19 protein-coding genes are annotated in these 22,373 nt (G+C 63.9%); 8 read left to right on the forward strand and 11 right to left on the reverse strand.

Annotation, left to right across the window (positions count from 1 at the left end):
- Positions 1 to 53 precede the first annotated feature (53 nt).
- The 7 genes from AB0O52_RS07735 to AB0O52_RS07765 all read right to left on the reverse strand — a co-directional run bounded on the left by AB0O52_RS07735 (position 54) and on the right by AB0O52_RS07765 (position 8,337).
- A complete protein-coding gene (locus AB0O52_RS07735) occupies positions 54 to 1,592 on the reverse strand; it encodes a glycoside hydrolase family 32 protein (RefSeq protein WP_364535675.1) in 1,539 nt (512 codons plus the stop codon).
- Entirely contained in the window at positions 1,585 to 2,538 is a 954-nt protein-coding gene (locus tag AB0O52_RS07740; protein WP_364535678.1) for a carbohydrate kinase, read from the reverse strand. The genes AB0O52_RS07735 and AB0O52_RS07740 overlap by 8 nt, the downstream gene beginning before the upstream one ends.
- A gap of 50 nt (positions 2,539 to 2,588) precedes the next feature.
- Positions 2,589 to 3,683, reverse strand: coding sequence for a LacI family DNA-binding transcriptional regulator (locus AB0O52_RS07745; RefSeq protein WP_364535681.1), 1,095 nt, complete (start codon positions 3,681 to 3,683; stop codon positions 2,589 to 2,591).
- 91 nt (positions 3,684 to 3,774) lie between these two features.
- Positions 3,775 to 5,142 carry a NosD domain-containing protein gene (locus AB0O52_RS07750; RefSeq protein ID WP_364535684.1) on the reverse strand — a complete coding sequence of 456 codons (1,368 nt, stop codon included), beginning with the start codon at positions 5,140 to 5,142 and terminating at the stop codon, positions 3,775 to 3,777.
- A gap of 28 nt (positions 5,143 to 5,170) precedes the next feature.
- Positions 5,171 to 6,103: a carbohydrate ABC transporter permease gene (locus AB0O52_RS07755; protein WP_364535686.1), complete on the reverse strand. Its 933-nt coding sequence runs from the start codon at positions 6,101 to 6,103 to the stop codon at positions 5,171 to 5,173.
- Complete coding sequence (locus AB0O52_RS07760; RefSeq protein WP_234750643.1) at positions 6,103 to 6,990, reverse strand: sugar ABC transporter permease; 888 nt, start codon at positions 6,988 to 6,990, stop codon at positions 6,103 to 6,105. Before AB0O52_RS07760 ends, AB0O52_RS07755 begins: the two co-directional genes overlap by 1 nt.
- 66 nt (positions 6,991 to 7,056) lie before the next feature.
- A complete protein-coding gene (locus AB0O52_RS07765) occupies positions 7,057 to 8,337 on the reverse strand; it encodes a sugar ABC transporter substrate-binding protein (RefSeq protein ID WP_364535689.1) in 1,281 nt (426 codons plus the stop codon).
- A 399-nt stretch (positions 8,338 to 8,736) separates the two neighbouring features.
- On the opposite strand from AB0O52_RS07765, the gene AB0O52_RS07770 reads away from it, so the two are divergent.
- The gene (locus AB0O52_RS07770; RefSeq protein ID WP_364535692.1) at positions 8,737 to 10,089 is read left to right on the forward strand and encodes a NosD domain-containing protein; all 1,353 of its coding nucleotides are present in this window, start codon (positions 8,737 to 8,739) and stop codon (positions 10,087 to 10,089) included.
- Positions 10,090 to 10,179: 90 nt separating this feature from the next.
- Here AB0O52_RS07770 and AB0O52_RS07775 read toward each other — a convergent pair whose 3' ends face one another.
- The 3 genes from AB0O52_RS07775 to AB0O52_RS07785 form a co-directional block, all read right to left on the reverse strand.
- Positions 10,180 to 10,404, reverse strand: coding sequence for a hypothetical protein (locus tag AB0O52_RS07775; protein ID WP_364535695.1), 225 nt, complete (start codon positions 10,402 to 10,404; stop codon positions 10,180 to 10,182).
- Positions 10,405 to 10,446: 42 nt separating this feature from the next.
- The gene (locus AB0O52_RS07780; RefSeq protein ID WP_364535698.1) at positions 10,447 to 10,692 is read right to left on the reverse strand and encodes a hypothetical protein; all 246 of its coding nucleotides are present in this window, start codon (positions 10,690 to 10,692) and stop codon (positions 10,447 to 10,449) included.
- Between the two features lie 304 nt (positions 10,693 to 10,996).
- A complete protein-coding gene (locus AB0O52_RS07785; protein WP_364535700.1) occupies positions 10,997 to 12,286 on the reverse strand; it encodes an ammonium transporter in 1,290 nt (429 codons plus the stop codon).
- Positions 12,287 to 12,541: 255 nt separating this feature from the next.
- Between AB0O52_RS07785 and glnT the strand changes: the two genes are divergently transcribed.
- The 7 genes from glnT to AB0O52_RS07820 are packed head-to-tail and all read left to right on the forward strand — an operon-like array spanning position 12,542 to position 20,069.
- Positions 12,542 to 13,930: a type III glutamate--ammonia ligase gene (gene glnT / locus AB0O52_RS07790; RefSeq protein ID WP_364535703.1), complete on the forward strand. Its 1,389-nt coding sequence runs from the start codon at positions 12,542 to 12,544 to the stop codon at positions 13,928 to 13,930.
- Positions 13,931 to 13,972: 42 nt separating this feature from the next.
- The gene (locus AB0O52_RS07795; RefSeq protein WP_364535706.1) at positions 13,973 to 14,881 is read left to right on the forward strand and encodes a glutamine amidotransferase; all 909 of its coding nucleotides are present in this window, start codon (positions 13,973 to 13,975) and stop codon (positions 14,879 to 14,881) included.
- Positions 14,869 to 15,579 (forward strand): protein glxC, encoded by a 711-nt coding sequence (locus AB0O52_RS07800; protein WP_364535709.1) that lies wholly within the window; start codon positions 14,869 to 14,871, stop codon positions 15,577 to 15,579. Before AB0O52_RS07795 ends, AB0O52_RS07800 begins: the two co-directional genes overlap by 13 nt.
- A gap of 11 nt (positions 15,580 to 15,590) precedes the next feature.
- Positions 15,591 to 16,964, forward strand: coding sequence for an FMN-binding glutamate synthase family protein (locus AB0O52_RS07805; protein WP_364535712.1), 1,374 nt, complete (start codon positions 15,591 to 15,593; stop codon positions 16,962 to 16,964).
- The gene (locus AB0O52_RS07810; RefSeq protein ID WP_364535715.1) at positions 16,964 to 18,130 is read left to right on the forward strand and encodes an FAD-dependent oxidoreductase; all 1,167 of its coding nucleotides are present in this window, start codon (positions 16,964 to 16,966) and stop codon (positions 18,128 to 18,130) included. Before AB0O52_RS07805 ends, AB0O52_RS07810 begins: the two co-directional genes overlap by 1 nt.
- Entirely contained in the window at positions 18,127 to 19,383 is a 1,257-nt protein-coding gene (locus AB0O52_RS07815; protein WP_364535717.1) for an allantoate amidohydrolase, read from the forward strand. The genes AB0O52_RS07810 and AB0O52_RS07815 overlap by 4 nt, the downstream gene beginning before the upstream one ends.
- A gap of 47 nt (positions 19,384 to 19,430) precedes the next feature.
- Entirely contained in the window at positions 19,431 to 20,069 is a 639-nt protein-coding gene (locus AB0O52_RS07820) for an XRE family transcriptional regulator (protein ID WP_364535720.1), read from the forward strand.
- 34 nt (positions 20,070 to 20,103) lie between these two features.
- On the opposite strand, the gene AB0O52_RS07825 is transcribed toward AB0O52_RS07820, so the two are convergent.
- Entirely contained in the window at positions 20,104 to 22,260 is a 2,157-nt protein-coding gene (locus AB0O52_RS07825) for a glycogen debranching N-terminal domain-containing protein (RefSeq protein WP_364535723.1), read from the reverse strand.
- Positions 22,261 to 22,373: the final 113 nt, after the last annotated feature.

A 22,373-nucleotide genomic window follows, 5' to 3' on the forward strand; every position in this document is an offset into this window, starting at 1 on the left:
CCCTGGCGCAGCCTCCTGCCGCGGGACGTGAGTGCTGGGGTGCAGTGCTGCCCTTAGGACACTGCCGTGACGGACAGTTTCCGGAAAACGGCCGTGCCGCCTTCCACGAACACGTCGGTGCCCAGGCTTTCGGGCAGGGGAAACACCAGATCGCTCAGGACGACCCTGCCGTCTTGGGCGAAGACCTCCACGGAGCACCGGTCGACGATCACCCTTAGCCGCAGCACGCCGTCGTCGAGTTCCACCGACGCCGACTCAGCCGACGCGAACTTGTCATGGAAAGAGGTGTTTCCGGAGTTGCGGCGATCCAGGGTGAGCCGGCTCGTGGTGGCATCGAAGCTCAGAACCGTTGCGGCGCTCCCGCTCGACGCGCTGAGAAGCTTGAAAGCAACGGTCTGTGCCGTGCCGGGCAGGATTTCGGCCTCGATCAGTTGGGCTGATCCGGGCACCGCGTCGGGCAGTCGCACGAGTGAGTCGTGAACTTCCCTGTTCTGGATGGTGCGGGTCGGCTCCCCATAGTCCAACGGCAACACCGGGCGCTGGATCAGGCGCACCAAACCCTCCACCGTCGCGAGCTCGACCTCGCGGGCAAGGGACATCGCGGAGCGCCACGGAGACGTGGGCAAGGAGTTGGCATAGTCCCAGTTGTTCATCCAGCCGATCATGATCCGGCGGTTCTGCGGGGCGTTGCTGAAGGAGACGGCGGCATAGTAGTCCCGTCCCCAGTCGAGCCAGAGACAGTTTCTGAGATCCGTGGTCCCATCGGCATCTGTCGGAACGAGTGAATCAAAGTCGGCGGTGAACTGCACCCCATCGAAGTCCCCGACGAAGTACTGCCCTCCCGAGCCGCCGGCAACGGCACCCGGGTTGATATTCACCACCAGGACCCACTTGACGTTGTCCGGGTCTCCGTCGACGGGGAGCGGGAACAGGTCGGGGCATTCCCATTCGCCTCCTGTCGCGTTTGCCGGGCCGAAGGTGCTCAGGTACTCCCAGTCTTTGAGGTTGGCCGAGCGGTACAGCACAACCTGCTGATGCTGGGCCTCCACCGCCACCATGACCCAGCAGGAACCGGCCGGTCCTTCGTAGTGGAACACCTTGGGATCCCGGAAATGGGCCGAGCCGCGGCCAAGCACCGGGTTGCCTGCGTATTTGCTCCAGGTCATGCCGGCGTCCGTGGAGAACGCGAGAGACTGCGCTTGTGTCCCTTGGTGCGCCGAGCCTTCCTTGAAGGCGCTCGTGTAGATGGCCACCAAAGCCGGATTTTCCACCGTGCCGAATCCCGATGTATTGCCCTCGTCCACCACGATGCTGCCTGAAAAGACGTCTTCTTCCTCGTCGCAGGCGATGGCAACCGGGTGTTCGGTCCAATGCAGGAGGTCGGTAGAGGTGGCATGTCCCCAGGACATGTTGCCCCAGACGTTGTCGAAGGGGTTGTTTTGGTAGAAGAGGTGGTAGATGCCCTGGTGCCACACGAGCCCGTTGGGGTCGTTCAGCCACGTGTTCCTGGCTGTGTAGTGAAGTACCGGCCGGATGGTGGGGACGTTGTCTTCGCCGCGGCCACCGGCAAGGTGCGTTGTCGTTTCAGTCATCGGAGTTCTCCCCGGAAGTCTGGGCCAGCTCCAGCGATCGAACCAGTTCTGCCCGTGTGGGCGGGTTCGCTCCGTGCCGCCCGACCGTTATGGCCGCAGCGAGCGAGGAGGCCGTTCCCAGGCGGCTGAGTTTGCCGTAGCCGAAATCGTCCTGAGCGTCCTCAATGAGGCCAGCGATAAGCGAGGACATGTAGGAGTCGCCTGCGCCGACCGTGTCTTTGACGAGTACCGGCAGTGCCGGCACCTCGATCTCGGCGGCGCTCGAACGCAGATAGGATCCGGATGCGCCGTCCGTGATGACTGCCAGTTCTGTCCCGATATCAAGTAGTCGCCGCGCGACGTCGTGAGGGGACGTGCGGGGATAGAGCCACCGGGCATCGTCCGTGCTCAGCTTCACGACTGTGGCCAGCGCAACTGTGTGTTCGAAGGTCCTGAGTGCTTCTGATTGGCTGTGGAGGAGTGTCGGGCGGATATTGGGGTCATACGTGATCAAGCAACGGCCGGAGAAAAGTTCCAGCAAGGACAGGACCTGGGTTGCTCCAGGTTCCATGAAAGAGGCAAGGGACCCAGTATGCAGCACCTTCGGGAGGAAAGTGGGGCTGATCTGGGGGAGGTTCCATTCGAAATCGAATTCATACTCTGCGGAACCGCTGCTGTCCAGAAGTGCCCGTGCAGTGGATGTGCGGTCGAGGTGCTCGGCTCCCGGAAGCAGGCTTACCCCCGCGCCGTCCATGTGCCGTTGGATGGTCTTGCTGCGTTCATCCCTGCCCAGCGCCGTGAGAAACGCGGTGCTGACGCCTAGCCGACCGAGTCCGAATGCGACGTTCATACCCGATCCGCCGGGAAACTCGACGGGCCCTGCTGCGGTGTCAATGATGTCGATTATGGCCTCGCCGACGACGACGACATCTGTTTCAGGGCAGGGTGGAACAGGGGAGCTGTGCATTTTTGAATCCTTGGAAGGTTGGGCGCGTCGTCTACTGGACGCGCTCGAGGTCAGGTGTTGGCGTGTGCAGGAGAGCCTGGTGCTGCTCTGCTGGAAGTGTCCTCATGTTTTGGGGAGGCGACGGAATCGCGAAGCACGATGGGACAGGGAAGAACCGTCGGGTGAGCGGCGAACAACTGAAGGTCAGTTTTTCCCTCGATGGCGTCGATCAGGTTTTCGGTTGCCCATGCACCCATTTCATAGTGTGGGAGGGCAACAGTGGTCAGGGCCGGATAGAGGCCTTCCGCAATCAGTTCCTGGTTGTCGAAACCTACGAAGGAAACGTCGTCCGGAATCCTCAGGCCAAGTTCCCCGGCGGCCCGGTACGCGCCCATGGCCATACGGTCGTTGTAGCAGAACACGGCCGTGGGCCGGTTTCGGGGTTTCAGCAGGCGCAGGGCCGCCTGGTGGCCGCCGGACACCTCCGAAGGCTCAGACTGGACCAGTTCTTCATGGAACGGCAGCCCGGCGTCGGCCAGTGTGTCCTTGAAGGCCCTCAGCCGGGAGTGGGTTGCCGGCACGTCATCGGTGTTGTTGAGCATGCCGATCCGGGTGTGCCCGGCGTCGATCAGGGTTTGCACGGCCGACCTTGCGCCGCCCGCTTCGTCGGGGATGACGGACGAAACGGTGTGACCGATATCCTCGGAGTCCACGAGGACTGCCGGCAGTCCGGCCAGGTTCTTGGGGACGACCAGCTTCCGGTGGTACATCGTGGCGTACAGAATGCCGTCCACCTGCCTGTCCAGCAGGTCCGCCACCTGGCTTTCCTTGGAATCCTGTGAGCCGGTGCTGGTGGAGTTGATGATCATGATGCGGTACCCGCGGGACCGTGCCGTTTCCTCGGCCCCGAGGATGATCCTCCCCGCGTGCGGGGTGGTGGCGATTTCCTCGCTGATGAACCCGATCATCCCGGAGCGATGGGTGCGCAGGGCCTGGGCGAGCCGGTTGGGCCCGTACCCGAGCCGTTGAGCCGCTTCGTGGACCCTTTCCCTCGTGCGTGCGCCCACCCGGGCGTAGGCAACGTCATTGAGGACATGGGAGACGGTCGTGACAGAAACACCGGCCGCGGCCGCCACATCCTTGATACCGACTGATCTATTGGTCATTGCTCTCCCACATCCTCATTGTTCTGGTACTGATCCTACGTTCGGCCTATTCATTCCGGAGCCGGTGCTTGCTGGAACCCGGGACTTTGCGTCACCGGGCCACAAGTGCATGTGCCGCCTCGAATCCGACCGTCGGTGTGGCCCGAAAGGCGTTGACAGCCCTGTCTGCGATAACTTGGGCGTCACTTCCGGAATCAAGGATCGTATTCCGGGCTGATTCGGGATCGACCATGACGGCCGTAACGGCGAGGACGTCCGAAGCCTCGGTCGTCAATAGGGCGTCCACCTGGGCCGAGAAGCAGGAGTCACTTGACTTGGAGTGAACGTCCATCGCCACCACGTGGTTGTTGGAGACGAAGTTGCCAAACCCCGCCATCAGCCGGATGATGACAGGCGTCGCACCTGTAGGCCGGATGCTCTGCGCGTCGATGACTTCGGAGAAGTGGTTGCCGATGACCGAGTTGTTGTTGCCGCTGACACAGAGAAGTCCGAAAGGGTCCTCCAGCCCGTTGTCGACTCCCAGGAAGGGCGTCCACGGCTCGTGGTCACGCAGGAAGTGATTCGTGGCCACGAGGTTCTCCGAACTATTCGCAGCGAGAACCACCATCCCGGGGTAGAACGAATGCAGACGGTTGTTGGTGACGCTTGAACGCGTGACGCCGTTGAGATGGACGCTGCTCGCACCACGGGGGAAGACGTTGTTCGCGGTGATCAAGAGTCCGCCATGGTTCTCGGCGTAGATCGAGTGGCCCTTGAAGCCTGCCCCGATCAAATTGTCGGTGATCTTTGACGCCTGCCCCCACCCGCGCAACTCGATGCAGCTTCCGCATTCGGCGATGAAGTTGTCGTGAATGGAGAGCGCGTCCGCGTTGTGGATGGTGAGGGCGTTTTCCAGGTAGACGAACCCCATGCCGGTTACGCGGAATGAGTCGTTGGCGCTGGCCACGAAGATGCCGGTTTTGCCGTTGACGTAGGTGTTTTCCGGATCCAGTTCGGAGCCGTCCGCGTTGAAGTGCAGTCCGTCGATGCAGAAGTTGGCGAATTCCACGGAGCTGATCCGGGGGCTCCCGCTTCGCTCGACGTAGAAGGCGGCTCCCTTGGCTTCCTCCCCGTCTCCGCCGAGGGGAAGGTCATTGAGGATCCGGCTCCCTCCGGGCCATAAATCATGCAGGTCCGGCCATTCGTCTTCTGGAACGTTGAACCGGATGCTCGACGACGTGAAGCCGTGTCCGGAGCCTTGGATCCGCAGGAAGCTGACGTCGATCACCACCTGCGTCCGCAGGCGGTAGTCCCCCGGCGGAAGGTAAATCACCGCACCCGGTTTTCCGCCGTCGTTGGCATCGGTGGCGGCCTGCCGGTTCTTGATGTCGGCGATCATGCTGTTGATTACTTCACCGACGTCTTCGGACGGATTGCCGATGTGCCACGTAGTCACGTCGTAGTAATTGTTGCTTGACATGGGTTTCTTCACTTTGTGTTGTGGTTTCTCAGCCCTTGACGGCGCCGAGGGTCATGCCTGCGACGATTTTGCGCTGCAGGAGGAGAGTGAGAAGGATGACGGGGATCGAGTAGACAGCCGCGAGGGCTGTCATGGATCCCCAGTCCAGTCCGAACTGGGTCTGGAAGTTTGCGATGACGACGGGGGTGGTCTGGGACCGGACGGCGGTCATCAGCAGTGCGAACAGGAATTCGTTCCAGGACGCGAGGAAGGCGAAGATCGCGGTAACTGCGATGCCTCCGGAGACGACCGGGATGACTACCCGCCATAGGGCTCCGAGCCGGCTGCAGCCATCCACTGTCGCGGCTTCCTCCAGATCCTGCGGCACGGCTTCGAAGAAGCTGGACATGAGCCAGATGGATAGCGGAAGGGAGATCGTGGTGTGTGCTATGGACAGGGCAATCGGGGTATCCGCGAGACCCACGGAGGCCATCATGGACGCGAGCGGGATGCCGATGGCCACCGGCGGGACCATGCGGGTGACCAGCGCGGCCATGATGAACACTCGGCCGCTTCGGGTCTTGTAGCGTGTGATGCCGTAGGCGGCCGGGACCGCGAGGACCAGGGACAACAAGGTGCTGATGACAGCGGTCTGGATGCTGTTGATGAACGACGCCGGCACGCCGCCGCGGCCCAGCGCGTTGACGTAGTTATCGAGCGTCCATTCTTTGGGCAGGATGGTCGGCGGAACGGCAATCGTGTCGATCGGCGTCTTGAAGGACGTGAACAGCAGGTACAGGAACGGGAAGCCGTAGATGACGAGGGAGGCTGCGAGCAGGATCCACAGAATGGTCCTTGTGCTGCGCTTGCCGGCTTCGAGTCCTTCACGATTGACGCCGCGGCGCCTGCGGCCCTCGCGGGTCCGTGAAGGTTCCGGGCTCGTCTGCGGTGCAGGGATGGTTGGACTTTCCATAGTGCTCATCAGGTGTCCTTTCCTGGCCGCCAGATCGTGGTGACCGCGACGAAGGCTATGGCGAGCATGGCCAGCAGGTAGATGGTGCCCATTGCGCTTGCGAGGCCGGGGTCGCCGAAGCGGATCATGGTCTGGTAGATGAGCAGGCTCATGGTTTGGGAAGCGGACTGTGGTCCGCCGTTGGTCTGGATGAGGATGGTGTCGAAGGCCCTTGCTGCGTCGATGCCGCGGACCACCAGCGCGACGGCGATGACCGGCCGGAGGAGCGGGAGGATGATGCGGAACAGCAGGGACGGTGCACGGGCGCCGTCGAGCCTGGCCGCTTCAATGAGGTCTCCGGGGATGTTCTGCAGACCGGCGAACAAAACCAGGCACATGAACGAGGTCGTGAGCCAAATGTCCGGGATAGCGACGGAGAACAGGACGATGTCCGGGTTCGACAGCCAGCCGATCTGGTTTGGATTCTGCAGGATGCCTGCCTGGTTCAGCAGGGTGCCGAGCAAGCCGAAGTTGTCGATCATGAGGAACTTCCACAGCAGGCCGGCCACGATCGGGGCAATCATCAGCGGGTACAGGAACATGGTCCGCCAGACCTGGGATTTCCGGCCCAACGTGGTGAACAGGAGGGCCATGCCCAGGCCCAGCGCGAACTCAAGGGTCACCACCATCAGGGTGTAGGCGAGGGTCCGCCATCCAGCCCCGATAAAGGCATCGGATGTGAAGGCGCGGACGTAGTTGTCCAAGCCCACGAAGTCACGGGGTCCGCCGACGATCGGGGAGATTTTGAAGAAGCTGTCCGTGACCAACCGGAACAGCGGGTAAGCAACAAAGACTGCGAGGAACAACGCCGCCGGGGTCATCAGGTAGAGGGCGAAGCGGCGATCAGGGATGCGCACGGGATTCTCTTCCGCTGGTTGGGGCCGCGGCCGGCAACGCCATGGGCTGCTGCCGGCCGCGGAGTCTTACTTGAGGAGGGCTTGGATCTTGGACTTGGCGTCCGCCAGCAAGGTCGTGCTGTCTCCGCCGGCGACCGCCTTCTGGAGCATCGGAACCAGCACGGTGTCGACGATTTGCTGCCACTTTGCCGTCGCCGGACGGGTCGCCGTCGCGGGAGCGTTAAGTGTTTCGATCAGCGGCTTGAAACTCTCGTAGCCAGGCTGGTCCTGGTACTTCTGGAAGGCGGAGACTCGTGCTGCCAGGCCAAGGCTTGACTGGACGGCCAGGTCATTGTGGTCGAAGGCGCACTTGACGAACTTCTTGGCAGCGTCCGTGTTCTTGGTTGCCTTCGGTACTGAGAGGTACCAGGGGCCGGGAACACCGGCAACACCGGCGGACCCGCCGATCATCGGGGCTGTTCCGACCTTGCCGTAGACGGGGGAGTCCTTGGGGATCTGCCGGTAGGCATGGGCCCAGAACTGGGTCATGGCCGTCTTGCCTTGGTTGAAGAGGTTCTGGGCGGCAGCCCAGTCGACCTGGGCCGCGCCGGCCGGGGCGTCCTTGACGAGACTGGTGTAGAAATCCAGCGCTTGCTTGTGGGCCGCATTGTCAATGACCACGTTGTTGTTGCTATCCAGGACCATGGGCGATCCCGCCTGCAGCACATGGGCGAGATACTCGGTCTCAACGCCGCCCTTGACGTCCGTGCCGTACATGCCGTCTTTGGTGAAGAAGGCGGAGATGTCCTGGTATTGCTGCCAGGTCTTCGGCGCGGCGAGGTCGTAGCCGTACTTGGCCTTGAAGTCGGCCTTGTTCTTGGCGTCCTCAAAGAGGTCTTTGCGGTAGAGGACTATCTCGGCGTTGGTCCACGCCGGCATGCCAATGAAGTGCCCATCGACGTTGGCTTCCTTGACCAGTGCGGGGAAGATATCTTTCTTCGCCTCGTCGGTGAAGAGCTCATCGATGGGCTGCAGGGCGTCCTTGAAACTGGGCAGCCACACGGAGTCCAAGGCAGCAACATCGAAGGAGACAGTGCCCGAAGAGAACTCGCTGGAGAGACGGTTGAAAAGGCCGTCGTAGGGGAGTTCAACGAAGTTGACGTTGATCCCGCTGTCCTTCTTGCACTGGTCGGCAATCGGCTGCAGTTCTGCATGGCCGCCGGCCTCCACGAGGACGTTGATGGAGCTGCCCGCGGCGCCCCCGGACGTCGCCGGGCCTCCTGCGCCGCATGCGGTCGCGGCCAGGATCACAGCGGTTGAAAGGCTACCGATGGCGGCGAGCCTGGAGATTGTTTTTCGAGAGGACATCGCTGTCGACTCCCTTTCTCGGGAATGGAATACGAAGACTGGATGAGGATTGAAAAACCGTTTTGCCAAAACGACTTGGCAACAGACTATGCCGAGAGGGCGGAGGGTGTCAAGGGTCACAGATCATTGGGGGACGCGTTGGATGTGTGCCAAAAACTTCAGTCCGAATTTTGGTGTTGACAGCCGGTGTGCCGTGCTCCTAGTGTCATCTCTCGTTAGCCCAAACGGTTTGGCACCTCAGTTGTGACATTAGTCCAATGTGGGACATTCACCGGTTCCCGGGAACTAGAGCGCGATGCCGCCGAAGCAGATGACAAGGACAGTCAAGACTTCGGCAGGCCAACCCGGTAGTGCCTGATTCTGAACAGCAGCAGTCTTATCCCATACAAAGGAGACCCCGTGGTAACTGGCAAGAATCTAGACAATGCGAATCCAAGCCGCCGCCGGCTGATCGGCGCGGGAGCCGCCGGAACCCTCGCGGCCGCCTTGACCCTCGGGACAATGCAGAACGCCAATGCGGCCGAGGGCCAGCAAGGTGCCCCCCTCAGTTCGCCCAACACGTACGACGTAACCACATGGAGGATCAAGGCACACCCGGACGTCACCGCGCAGTCCGACATCGGGGCGGTCATCAACGACATCATCGCCGACATCAAGCAACGGCAGACGTCACCGGACGCGCGTCCCGGAGCCGCCATCATTATCCCCCCGGGCGACTACGACCTGCACACCCAGGTCCTCGTCGACATAAGCTACCTGACAATCGCAGGCTTCGGGCATGGCTTCTTCTCCCGAAGCATCCTCGACAACTCGAACCCGACAGGATGGCAGAACCTCCAACCCGGAGCAAGCCACATCCGCGTCCTGACCTCTCCGAGCGCGCCCCAGGCATTCCTCGTCCGCCGGACAGGGGATCCCCGTCTTTCAGGAATCGTGTTCCGGGACTTCTGCCTCGACGGGGTCGGTTTCACCCCCGACAAGAACAGCTACCACAACGGCAAGACCGGAATCGAAGTCGCCTCCGACAACGACTCCTTCCACATCACCGGCATGGGATTCGTCTACCTCGAACATGCCCTGATCGTGCGCGGCGCCGACGCGCTCCGCGTCAGCGACAACATGATCGCCGAATGCGGCAACTGCGTCGAGCTGACCGGGGCCGGCCAGGCCACAATTGTCAGTGGAAATCACATGGGCGCCGGCCCTGACGGGGTCACACTCCTCGCCGAGAACCACGAGGGCCTCCTCGTCACGGGCAACAACCTCTTCCCCCGCGGCCGCAGCCTCATCGAACTCGCCGGCTGCAACCGGTCCTCAGTCTCCTCGAACAGGCTCCAGGGCTTTTACCCTGGCATGCTCCGCCTGCTGAACGGCTGCAAGGAGAACCTCATCACGGCCAACCACATCCGCCGGACCAACGAGGGGTACCCGCCGTTCATCGGCCGCGGCAACGGCCTGGACGACCTCTACGGCGTCGTCCACGTCGCAGGAGACAACAACCTCATCTCGGACAACCTCTTCGCCTACAACGTCCCGCCCGGCAACATCGCCCCCGCCGGCGCCCAGCCGACCCAGATCCTGATCGCCGGCGGAGACGCCAACGTGGTCGCGCTCAACCACGTGGTCAGTGACGTCGCTTCCCAGCACGTCGTTCTGGACGCATCCACCACCCGCTCGAAAGTGCTCGACAGCGGTACCGACTCCCAGATCACCTCGTACAGCACGGACGCCGCTATCCGGCCGACCCCCTGACAGGCGGAGAGCAGCTTCTCGGATACCACCGAACGCGCCAGGGCATTTCTTATGTTGGGGTCGGACCGATCGGTGGTATCGCGGGGAGCCTCAGCGGTCCTTGAGAGGCTCCCCGATCAATTCGAGCTGCCGGTTGCTCCAGTCGTGGAAGTAGGGGGCGGCGCCGTGATGGTGCTTGTTGTTGTACTCCTGGGCAAAACCCAGTGCACCTTCAAGCCCGGGGAAGACCCGGTCTTTGGTGTGATCAGCACATCTGACGAGGTAACCGAGCCCCTTAAAGCCGTAGCACTGGGTTACATAAGCGGGTCGAGTCAAAATGTCCCCCTTGGTGTCGTTCCGCCCTCCGACGGGGCCCGCCTAGATGGTTCCATCTCCGGAATCCTGATCTACCTCAGTCACTGGTGATTTGATCCATGTGACGACCACACTCACCCCGCCGTCCTCGTCCCGTTCGGTCTCGATTTCAATCTCGGAAGCCGACGCCCCCATATCGAGAAGTTTCCCCCGGTAGGAGGCCACCAAGGCGTCCAGGCTCTCTTCTGTCCACTCGCCGGGACGCATCCTGGTGGATATTTCAACCGGGTCTGGCTGGTAGAGCGTCACGCCGTGCCTCCTGGGATCTCCTTGCCGCAGGCTCTTCCCCGACGGATCTTCCGCCGAGGCCCCCCGCTCGTGGTCGGGAACGGTTGGGGTTCAGAAGCATCGATGGAGCTCATCGTTCTCTCCTGCTCTCACTGACGACTTACTGCCAAGAAAATGTAAGCATGCTTACTATTCGGGTTTAGTCAATATCGTAAAACAAAAACGGGCCGGGAGCGAGGGATGTTGGGGGCAGGCTTGGATTGGTGCGGGAGACGGAGGAAAGAGTGGGCTGTCGCGGGCAAGAGCGTTGCCCGCCGGCGCTGGTTTAACCGCGGTGCGGGGAGCCCAGTTCGACGGGTTCTTCGTCGCTGAGGTACGCGGCCTCGGAGTGGGCGGTGATGTCGATGCCGCGTAGTTCATCCGCTTCGTGGATGCGCAAGCCCATCGTGACGTTGAGGACCTTGGCGATGACCCAGGTGACGATGAAGGAATAGCCGAGCACGGCCAGTGTCGCCACGGTCTGGATGCCGAGCAGGCCGAACCCTCCGCCGTAGAACAGCCCGTTCACCTTGTTCGGGGCCGCGGCTGTGGCGAAGAACCCGATCAACAGGGTTCCGAGGATGCCGCCGACCAGGTGCACACCGACGACGTCGAGTGAATCGTCGAAGCCCAGGCGGAACTTGAGTTCGATGGCCAGGGAGCAGACGGCACCGGCGATTACCCCGATGGCGAGAGCGCCGAGGGGGCTGACAGCTCCGCATGCGGGAGTGATGGCGACGAGGGCCGAGATCAGGCCGGATGCGGCGCCCATGCTGCTGGCGCTGCCCAGCCGGATACGTTCCACGAGGGCCCAGGCCAGGAGTCCGGCGCAAGCGGCGACGGCGGTGTTCAGGAACACCACGGATGCGGACTGGCCGGCGGTGAGGGCCGATCCTGCGTTGAAGCCGAACCAGCCAGCCCACAGGAGTCCTGCGCCTACCAGGACGAGCGGTCGGCTGTGGGGTTTGGTGTGTTCGCTCTTGGGCCAGCCTGCGCTGCGTCCGAGGACCAGGGCGAGGGCGAGGGCGGCGATTCCGGCGTTCATGTGGACAGCTGTTCCGCCGGCGAAGTCGATGGCTTTGAGGTTGTTGACGATCCATCCGCCGGTCACGGAGCCGTCGGCAGAAGTGAACGCGAATACCCAGTGGGCGACGGGAAAGTAGACCAAGGTTGCCCAAAGCGCGGCGAAGGTCATCCACGCACCGAATTTCATTCGTCCGGCGGCCGCCCCGGCGATGATCGCCGTCGTGATTCCGGCAAAGAACAGCTGGAAGGAGGCGAACAGTGCCGCAGGTATGGGCGCGTTCGGGTCCTCGGCGAGCAATTGCTCCATCCCGAAGTACTCGGCGATGTTGCCGATGAGGCCGGCACCGCCGACCGAGTTGCCGAAGACCATCGAGTAGCCGAAGACGGCCCAAAGCACCGCGACGATGCTCATTCCGCCAAAGCACATCATCATCATGTTCAGGATCCTGCGGGAACCGACCATTCCGCCGTAGAACAGGGCAAGGCCCGGGATCATGATGCACAGCAGGGCGCCTGCGGCGAGGATCCAGGCGGTATCTCCAGTATTCATGGGGCTCCAATCAGGAAGGGGGAGGCTGACGGCCGTAGACGCAGGAGGCGTCGCTCAATGTGACCGTGGGATGAAACCATGATTCATGACAGTGAACGACCGCAGGTTTCGCTCACGTAAAGTTCCCGTTGCATTCGCCGCCCGATCGTGACATGTGGATTTAACACTTCAGGAGTGTGCCTGTAACATCATTCTGACTACTGTGGTTCAACCGAGTTTCCCCTTAGGTAACACCAATTGAACAGGACAGTTCCGATGACCAGTGTCGCAACCCCTGAAGTACCAACCGAGCAATCGGTGCCGGCCGAGGCCGGAGAGATTTCCCTCGCGGACATCGCCAAGGCCCACAACGTGCGGTTCCTGCTGGCGACGTTCGTGGACATGACCGGCAAACCGTGCGCCAAGCTGGTCCCGGTCGAAGCCGCGGACGAGCTCGAGGCCGGCGCCATGGGATTTGCCGGGTACGCGGCCGGGCTGATCGGCCAGAAGCCGCAGGACTCCGATCTCATCGCAGTGCCCGATCTCACCTCGTTCACACCCGTTCCGTTCATCAAGGAGGGCCTGGCGATCATCCACTGCGACCCGCACGTGGACGGCGCCCCTTGGCCCTTCGCTCCGCGGGTGATCCTGAAAAACACGCTCGCACGGCTGGCGGGGAAGGGCATGCAGGCCAAGGTGGGGGCCGAAGTCGAGTATTTCCTCGTCACCAAGAACCCCGATGGCTCCCTCAGCACTGCGGACGCCCGTGACGACTCGCCCCGCCCTTGCTATGACGCCCGCGGCGTCACCCGCATGTACGAGCACCTGACCTCCATCTCGGAGGCGATGAACGGCCTGGGTTGGGGCAACTACGCCAACGACCACGAGGACGCCGCCGGACAGTTTGAGCAGAACTTCAATTATGCCGACGCACTCACCACGGCGGACCGCGTGGTCACCCTGCGCTACATCGTGAACATCCTCGCCGAACAGCGCGGCATGACCGCGACGTTCATGCCCAAGCCGTTCACCGACCGCACCGGCACCGGCCTGCACTTCCACCTGTCCCTATGGTCAGGCGCGGAGGCACTGTTCCCGGGGGACGACGACGGTGCGGACGACGGCGGCAGGGGACTCGGTCTCTCCGACCTCGCCTATTCGTTCATCGGCGGCATTCTGGAGCATGCGCCGGCCCTTCAGGCGTTCCTCGCCCCGACGGTCAACTCCTACAAGCGGTCCGGCGCAACCACCAGCTCCTCCGGCGCCACCTGGTCACCGCGCAAGGCCTCGTTCGGGGGCAATGACCGCACCCACATGATCCGTGTTCCGGACAACAAGCGGATCGAACTGCGTTCCGGGGACGGCTCCGCCAACCCGTACCTGGCCATCGCCACGGCCATCGAAGCAGGACTCGACGGCGTCACGAAGGGAACCGACCCCGGCGCACCGTCCGGACCGGGCGAATCACAACCGGACGCCCACTTGCTCCCGGCGACCCTCCTGCACGCCGTCGAGGCGCTGCGCCGCGACCCGGTGATGCTTTCCAGCCTGAGCGGCGACGAGACGATCGGCAGGTACTACGCCGATGCCAAGGAAGAAGAGTTCCTGGCCTGGCACAACCAGGTCAGCGACTGGGAAATCCGCACCTATTTGACCTCGATCTGACAGACCCCACTAGCAAAAGCCTCACTAGCAAAAGGACACACGATGTGCGGAATTGCCGCGCTGCAGCTGCGCAACCCCTCGCTGCACCCACAGATGGGCAGCCTCCTGTCCTCCATGATGTGCCAGATCGTGGACCGCGGACCGGACTCCGCCGGCCTGGCCGTCTACGACACTCCCGGCCTCGTCTCCAAGGGCACCTCCACGCTCAGCCTGCTGGGCAAGGACCAGGGCCTGCCGATCGGCGACATCACGGGAGCACTGGAAAACCTGCTGGCGCGGTCCGCCGCGCCGTCCGTCAGGGTGGTGGGGGACACCACTCTGGTGAGCGCCGCCGTCGGGACTGACCTTCTGGTGAAGGCAGTCAGCGAAACCCTCCCCGGTTCCACCATCATCGGCCGCGGCGAACACGTCGCCGTGATGAAAAGCGTGGGCCACCCCATGGAGATCGCCGCCGAACACGGACTCGAGGCCATGGCCGGAAGCCAGGGCCTGTCCCACACCCGCATGGCCACCGAATCCGCCGTCACCGCAGGCGGGTCCCACCCGTTCTCCGTGGCGGATGACCTGTGCCTGGTCCACAACGGATCCTTCTCCAACCACGCCACCATCCGGCGGGAGCTCAAACGCGAAGGGGTCGTCTTCGATTCGGAAAACGACACCGAAGTGGGGGCCCGCTACATCGCCTCACGCCTGAAGCAGGGCGATGACCTGGAAACGGCCCTCATCAACCTCGGCAAGGTCTTCGACGGCTTTTACACCCTGGTGGTCACCACCGCCGGCAGCATGGCAGTGGTCCGGGACCCGATCGCCTGCAAGCCCGCCATCATCGCCGAAACCGACGACTATGTCGCGATGGCCTCCGAATACCGCGCGCTTGCAGCCCTGCCCGGCATCGAGACAGCCCGCATCTTTGAACCGGAACCCGGAAAGGTCTACACATGGTCACTCTGACAGCCCCCGAAACAGCAGCACCCGCAACAACGATCGATCTCGCGGAATCCTCCGTCCGGGGCCTCAACCAAGCCCTGCACGAGGCGACGGACGGGCAATCCTTCGTCGTCGAACGCCCCGGCGGCAAGCACAGCCTCGCCGTCGGAATCGACGCCGATATCTCTGTCACGGTAGAAGGCCATGCGGGCTACTACGCCGCCGGAATGCACCAAACAGGCACCGTGACCATCAACGGCAACGCCGGCGTCGGACTCGCGGAGAACATCATGTCCGGAAAAGTGCACGTGAAAGGTGACGCGTCCCAGTCGGCCGCAGCCACCGGACACGGCGGACTCGTGGTGATCGACGGCAACGCCGGGGCCCGTTGCGGGATCTCCATGAAGGGCGTAGACATCGTGGTCGGCGGGAACATCGGCCACATGTCGGCGTTCATGGCGCAGGCCGGCCGGCTCGTGGTCTGCGGGGACGCCGGTGATGCGCTGGGCGACTCCATCTACGAAGCCCGTATCTACGTGAAGGGGACCGTGGCGTCCCTGGGTGCGGACTGCATCGAAAAGCCGATGGAAGCCGAACACCTTGAGGAACTCGCAGGGCTGCTCACCACGGCGGGCCGGACCGACAACGCTGCGGACTTCAAACGCTACGGCTCGGCACGGAACCTCTACCACTTCAGCGTCCACAACTCGACGTCGTACTAAAGGACACCCCCATGACCATCACCTCACCGCCGCAGGACACCGTCCTTCCGGCCCAAAGCATCCCCGCCCGGCACACGGAAGAGCTTGGCCTGCGCGAATCCGCCACCTTCGACCGCGCGACCATCGCCGACATCCAGCGCGCAGCCGCCACCGGCGTCTACGACATCCGCGGCTGGGGCGCCAAACGCAAGGTCCCGCACTTCGATGACCTGCTCTTCCTCGGCGCCTCCATGTCCCGCTACCCGCTGGAGGGCTACCGCGAAAAGTGCGACACCGACGTCGTCCTCGGCGACCGCCACGCGAGCAAACCGCTGCACCTGCAGACCCCCGTGACCATCGCCGGGATGAGCTTCGGCGCGCTGTCGGCGAACGCCAAGGAAGCGCTGGGCCGCGGGGCCAGCGAGGTGGGAACCTCCACCACAACGGGCGACGGCGGCATGACGGCCGAGGAGCGCGGCCAGTCCAAGCACCTCGTGTACCAATACCTGCCCTCCCGCTACGGCATGAACCCGGACGACCTGCGCAAAGCCGACGCGATCGAAATCGTGCTCGGCCAGGGCGCCAAACCCGGCGGCGGCGGCATGCTCCTGGGCCAGAAGATCACCGAGCGAGTCGCCGGGATGCGCACCTTGCCCGTGGGCATCGACCAGCGCTCCGCCAGCCGCCACCCCGACTGGACCGGACCGGACGACCTCGAAATCAAGATCGGGGAACTGCGCGAAATTACCGACTGGAAGACCCCCATCTACGTCAAGATCGGCGCCTCCCGGCCCTACTACGACACCGCCCTGGCAGTGAAGGCCGGAGCCGACGTCGTGGTTGTTGACGGAATGCAGGGTGGAACCGCCGCCACCCAACAGGTCTTCATCGAGAACGTCGGCATCCCCACTCTGGCCGCCATCCCGCAAGCAGTCCAGGCCCTGCAGGAACTGGGCATGCACCGCAAAGTCCAACTCATCGTTTCCGGAGGCATCCGCACCGGCGCCGACGTCGCCAAGGCCATGGCCCTCGGTGCCGACGCCGTCGCCATCGGTACCGCCGCGCTGATTGCGCTGGGGGACAACGACCCCCGCTACGCTGCCGAATATGCGGCCCTGGGATCGGCGGCCGGGTTCTACGACGATTTCCAGGACGGACGCGACCCCGCCGGCATCACTACCCAGGACCCCGAACTTTCCTCGAGGCTGGACCCCGTTGCCGGCGGCCGGCGCGTGGCCAACTACCTGCGCGTCCTGACGATGGAAGCCCAGACGATCGCCCGGGCCTGCGGAAAATCCCACCTGCACAACCTCGAACCCGAGGACCTCGTGGCCCTCACCATCGAAGCCTCCGCCATGGCCCGCGTTCCCCTGGCCGGCACCAACTGGATCCCCGGAGCGAAGTAGTGCCGGAGTCCGCTGAATATGTCGTGGTCGGCGCCGGGCTGGCCGGCGCCGCCACGGCGTGGCAGCTGGCCGCCCGCGGCCACGACGTCACGATCCTCGAACGCACGCGCCCGGCCAGCCACGACGGCAGCTCCCACGGATCCGCCCGGATCTTCCGCTACGCCTACCCGGACGCGTTCTATACCCGGGCTGTCATCGAGTCCAAGGCCTTGTGGGATGAACTGGACCGCGCAAGCGGGCTGGAACTGATTACGCCTTTCGGGGCGGTGGACTACGGTTCCGGGCGGCAACCGGAACACCTCGCGGGCATCCTCGCCGCGACAGGCGTCGAGCACGAACTCCTCAGCGCAACCGAGGCAAGAGCACGCTGGCCGCACATCGCCTTTGATACCGCCGTGCTCTGGCACCCCGGTGCCGGAGTGATCGACGCCGAGAGTGCAGTCAACGCCATGATCGGACAGGCAGTGAAGCACGGCGCCCGGCTGCTGACCGGCTGGAACGTCGCGCGCGTGGACAAGCGGGGATCCGGCTACCGTCTGGTTGCTGACGGCTGGGAGACGCTCGACGCCGGCAACGTCGTCATCAGCGCCGGCGGCTGGTTGCCGTCGTTGCTGGGACAGTTGCCGCTTCCGCCGGGGTTCCTTACCGGCCTGCCGGAGTTCACCGTCCGGCAGGAGCAGGCCTACCATTTCCGCTACCGTTCCGACGGCGGTCCATGGCCCACGTTCATCCATAAGGGCCCCGACATCCAGACCTACGGGCTGCCCGGAGGCCGCGATGCCGGCTTCGCCGGGCAGAAGGTCGCCGAATACAACGGCGGAAAATTCATCCCCTCGGCCGCTGCCCAAACCGGCCTGGTGGACCCGGACAACCGACGGCGTGTCGCGGACTACGTGCAAAGATACCTACCCGGCCTCGACCCCGAGCCATACGCAGAAACGACCTGCCTGTTCACCAATACCCCCAATGAGGACTTCGTCATCGACCGGACCGGCGGCCTCACTATCGTGTCCCCCTGTTCGGGGCACGGCGCGAAATTCGCGCCGCTGATCGGGCAATGGGCCGCCGACATGGCCACCGGGACCGGCGATATCCCGGCGCGCTTCCGGCAAGCCACCGCTCGGATCATCAACCAACCTTCATACAGAAACGGACCCAGTACGTGACCCCTTTGGCGACCAAACCGGCAAGCGACACCGTCACCGGCCTCCTGCGGGACATCTCCAGCGTCGGGACAGACCCGCGCCGCGGCGGATATTCCCGTCCGGTCTTCTCCCACGCCGAAACCGAGCTGCGAAGCTGGTTCATCGAGCAGGCCGGCAGGCGCGGACTCGATATCACCAATGACAACAACGGGATCGTCTGGGCTTGGTGGGACACTGCGACCCGAATCCGCAAGGACGCCGTCGTCACGGGCAGCCATCTGGACTCCGTACCCGGCGGCGGCGAGTATGACGGACCCCTGGGAGTCGCCTCGGCCCTCGTCGCTGTCGATGTTCTCAAGGCCCGCGGTATCCGGCCGCGCCGCCCTCTGGCGATCGCGGTCTTCCCGGAAGAGGAAGGCTCCCGGTTCGGCGTCGCCTGCCTGGGCTCCCGCCTGCTTACCGGCGCCCTCGACCCTGACAAGGCACGCAAGCTCAAGGACGCCGATGGCAACACTTACGCGGATGTGGCGGCGGCCAACGGACAGGACCCCCGGTTTATTGGCGCAGACCCCGAAACCCTCCAACAGCTGGGCATGTTCGTGGAACTGCACGTCGAACAGGGGAGGGGACTGGTCGACCTGGACCAACCGGTGGCCATCGGATCCTCCATCCTGGGCCACGGCCGGTGGAAGCTCTCCGTGAACGGCCAGGGCAACCACGCCGGAACCACCCTGATGAAGGACCGGAGAGATCCGATGATCGCAGCAGCCAAGATCATGATCGGCATCCGCGACACGGCAAGGAATTACCGGGACGCCCGCGCGACCGTGGGCCGCCTGCAGCCCGTTCCCGGAGGCACCAACGTCATTGCCTCCCGGGTCGACCTGTGGATCGACGTCCGGCACCCACGCGATGAAGTCACGGCAGCGCTCGTCGAATCCATCCACCTCAACGCACAGGTCATCGCCGCAGAGGAAAACTGCACTGTGACCTTCGGCGTTGAATCGCTCAGCCCCACGGTGCACTTCGACACCGGCCTGCGGGACCAGCTCCAGAAGATGCTCCCGGATGCACCTGTCCTGGACACGGGCGCAGGCCACGACGCCGGAGTGCTCGCAGGCCACATCCCCACCGCGATGCTGTTCGTCAGGAACCCCACCGGGGTCTCGCATTCTCCCGAGGAGCTGGTGGAGGACCACGACGCCGAGGCAGGTGCCTTGGCACTTGCCGATGCGCTGGCCGGCTTGCTGGGCGAAGCCAGGCACCTGGGCTAGAACGGGCACTTGGACTAGAACGGGCGGACCCGACTTATGATGGCTGAATGAGCAGCCCCTCAACCAGCCACACGAACCTCGCGCCGGAAACCGAGCGTTCGGCAGGCACCGACGGCACGGACGCACCCGGCAAACTTGAACGCGTCATCGCCGGGCAACTCCGCCGCTACCGCTCGGCCCAGGGACTCTCGGCCGCCGAGCTCGCCGCCAGAACCGGCCTCTCCAAGGCGATGATTTCCAAGATCGAGTCGGCCAGCACCTCCTGTTCCCTGACATCGCTGCAGCGTCTGGCGGACGGTCTGAACATTCCTGTCACGGCGTTGTTCCGGGGCGCAGACACCGACAGGGATGCCACTTTCACCAGGAACGGTGAAGGCAGCCTGACCGTGCGCAGCGGAACCCAGCACGGGCACGAATACCGCGTCCTGGGGACCCTCAAGGGCCGCACGGACGCCCTCGAGCCCACTCTGGTGACGCTGACTGACGCCTCGGATGTCTTTCCGTTGTTCCAGCACCCCGGCACGGAATTCATCTACATGCTCTCCGGCAAGATGGTCTACGGCCACGGCGCCTACGAGTACACGATGGAGGCCGGGGATTCGCTTCTTCTCGACGGCGAAGGGCCGCATGGTCCGCTGGAGCTGATGGAACTGCCCATCAGGTTCCTGGCCATCTCCGCTAAATAGGGACGCAGCTAAATAGCGACCCTCGGACGGCGGGCTAGCCCGGCTCTCCCAACCCGGCTTGTTCCATCAGCTCTGTCAGCCATGGCCGGTGGGCACGGTGGAAGACGATTCCTTCGGGAAGCCCCTGCACGGTCGGGACGGAGTGGGCGATGTCGACGGTGATCCGGCTACCAGCCATCGGCGCGTTGGTGATGTGCAGCTCGCCGAAGGATTCCGGGAGTGCCGGGTCCATCCAGAATCCGCCGCGTGAAATATGGGCGTCGTAGCGCATCAGGCTCGTCACCAGCCGGATCGGCGTGGTCGCTGCCCAGGCCTGCGGGGAACATGCCGTCGGATACGGAACGGGCTCGGTGACCTGGTCGCGGCTGAAGCCGCAGAACAGTTCCGGGAGCCTGCCATTGGTGTAATCGGCCGCTTCGAAGAGGGCGGTGGAGATCCGCTGTGCTTCTTCCACGAAGCCGTAGCGCATCAGGCCGACGGCTATGATCGCGTTGTCATGCGGCCAGACCGATCCGTTGTGGTAGCTGGCGGGATTGTAGGCGCCCATGTCGCTCGCGAGGGTTCGCACTCCCCAGCCGCTGAACATCTCGGGGGACATGAGGCGTTCGGCGACCAGCGGCGCCTTGTCTTCATCGATAATGCCGTGCCACAGGCATTGCCCCATGTTCGACGCGCACGCGTCGACCTGCCGTTTCTTGCCGTCCAGAGCGATGGCATAGTAGCCGCGGTCGGGCATCCAGAACTGTTCGTTGAACCGTTTTTTCAATTGCGCTGCTTCGCCGGTGAGCCGGGCGGCCAAGGGTGAGTCACCGGCGTCGTACGCCATCCATGCCCGGGACAACAGCGCGGTGTAGACCAAAGCCTGGACTTCGCAGAGCGCGATCGGGGGTTCGGCCAGCCGGCCGTCGGCGAAGTTGATGCCGTCCCAGGAGTCCTTCCAGCCCTGATTGATGAGGCCCTGGTCGTTGAGGCGCTCATATTCGACGAACCCGTCGCCGTCCTTGTCCCCGTACGTGCGGACCCAGTCCAGTGCGCGGTCGGCGTGGGGCAGCAGCGCCTCGATGGTGTCCTTGGCAAAACCCCAGCGGCTCACCGATCCGAGCGTCATCACGAACTGCGGGGTGGCGTCGACGCTGCCGTAGTAGACGGACTTGCCGCCCAGGGAGAGCCCGCTGGAGACTCCGAGCCTGACCTCGTGCAGGATCTTACCCGGCTCTTCCTCGCTCATGGGATCCACCACGCTGCCTTGGCGGTCGGCCAGGGTCTGCAAGGTGCCCAGTGCCAGGGACGGGTCCACGGGAAGCGCCATTTCCGAAGCCCAGAGCGAGTCCCGGCCGAAGAGCGTCATGAACCACGGAGCGCCGGCGGCCACCACGATCCGCTCCGGATGGGCAGGATCCTCAATGCGAAGCGCGCCCAGGTCGTCGTAGCTGCGCCGCAGGGTCCGTTCGACCGAACGGTTGCCCATATGCAGTTGGGGAATCTTCGCCACCCATTCCTGGCGGCGGCGGTCGCTACGGGATACCTCCCCTTCGGCCGGACGAACGAACGATGCCACCGGTACGGCGCCGTCGACGGCGGGCACCACGCTCACCCAGGTGCTCCAGTGGCCGTGCGGCGGGACAACCAGCCGGTAGCTCAGGGCCTCCGGGGAGACGTCGGCGCCGCTTGCCTTGACGACGATACCCTTCCGGAGGTCCTGCCAGGCGGCCCTAATGGTCAGGCAGTCGCCCTCCGGGTGGCGGGATTCTTCCCAGCGCCGCTGGACGCGAGCCTCCTTTACCTCGAAGAGATCCGCGAAGTCGGCTTCGACGCTGAGGGTGACCACACATTCGGCGTCGTCGGAGGAGTAGTTCCGGAGGGTGATCTCCTCCAGGATCCCGGCACTGACTTCCCGCAGGCGCTCCACGATCATGGGGCTGTCCGCGTACCCGTCGGAGCGGGGAACACGGCCAATGAACAAAGCCCGGTAGGGTTCCTTCGTCTCCGCCGTCAGAGGCTCCAGGGGCTGGCCGTTGACTGCGAGGTTCCATCGGGACAAAATGCGGGTGTCGTCATGGAAAACACCGTGCGGATGCTCGGGATGGATGTCTCCATTGGCCGAGGAAATACAAAAGGACGAACCCTCCACCAAGGTAACTGTGCCGGACCCCACCGGCCCGGCTGCCGTGTCAGCATTCCATCCAGCCATCCCCGCCTCCTTCAACGGCTCACGACCGGCGCGGCGCTATGCGGCCCTGGGTAAACCCGTCGATCGCTTATTCCGTTGAATAGACGCTACGCCTTTGCGCGCATGGATAGTAG

Origin of the sequence: Arthrobacter sp. NPDC080073 (genome assembly GCF_040686575.1) — a bacterium.
Classification (GTDB): domain Bacteria; phylum Actinomycetota; class Actinomycetes; order Actinomycetales; family Micrococcaceae; genus Arthrobacter.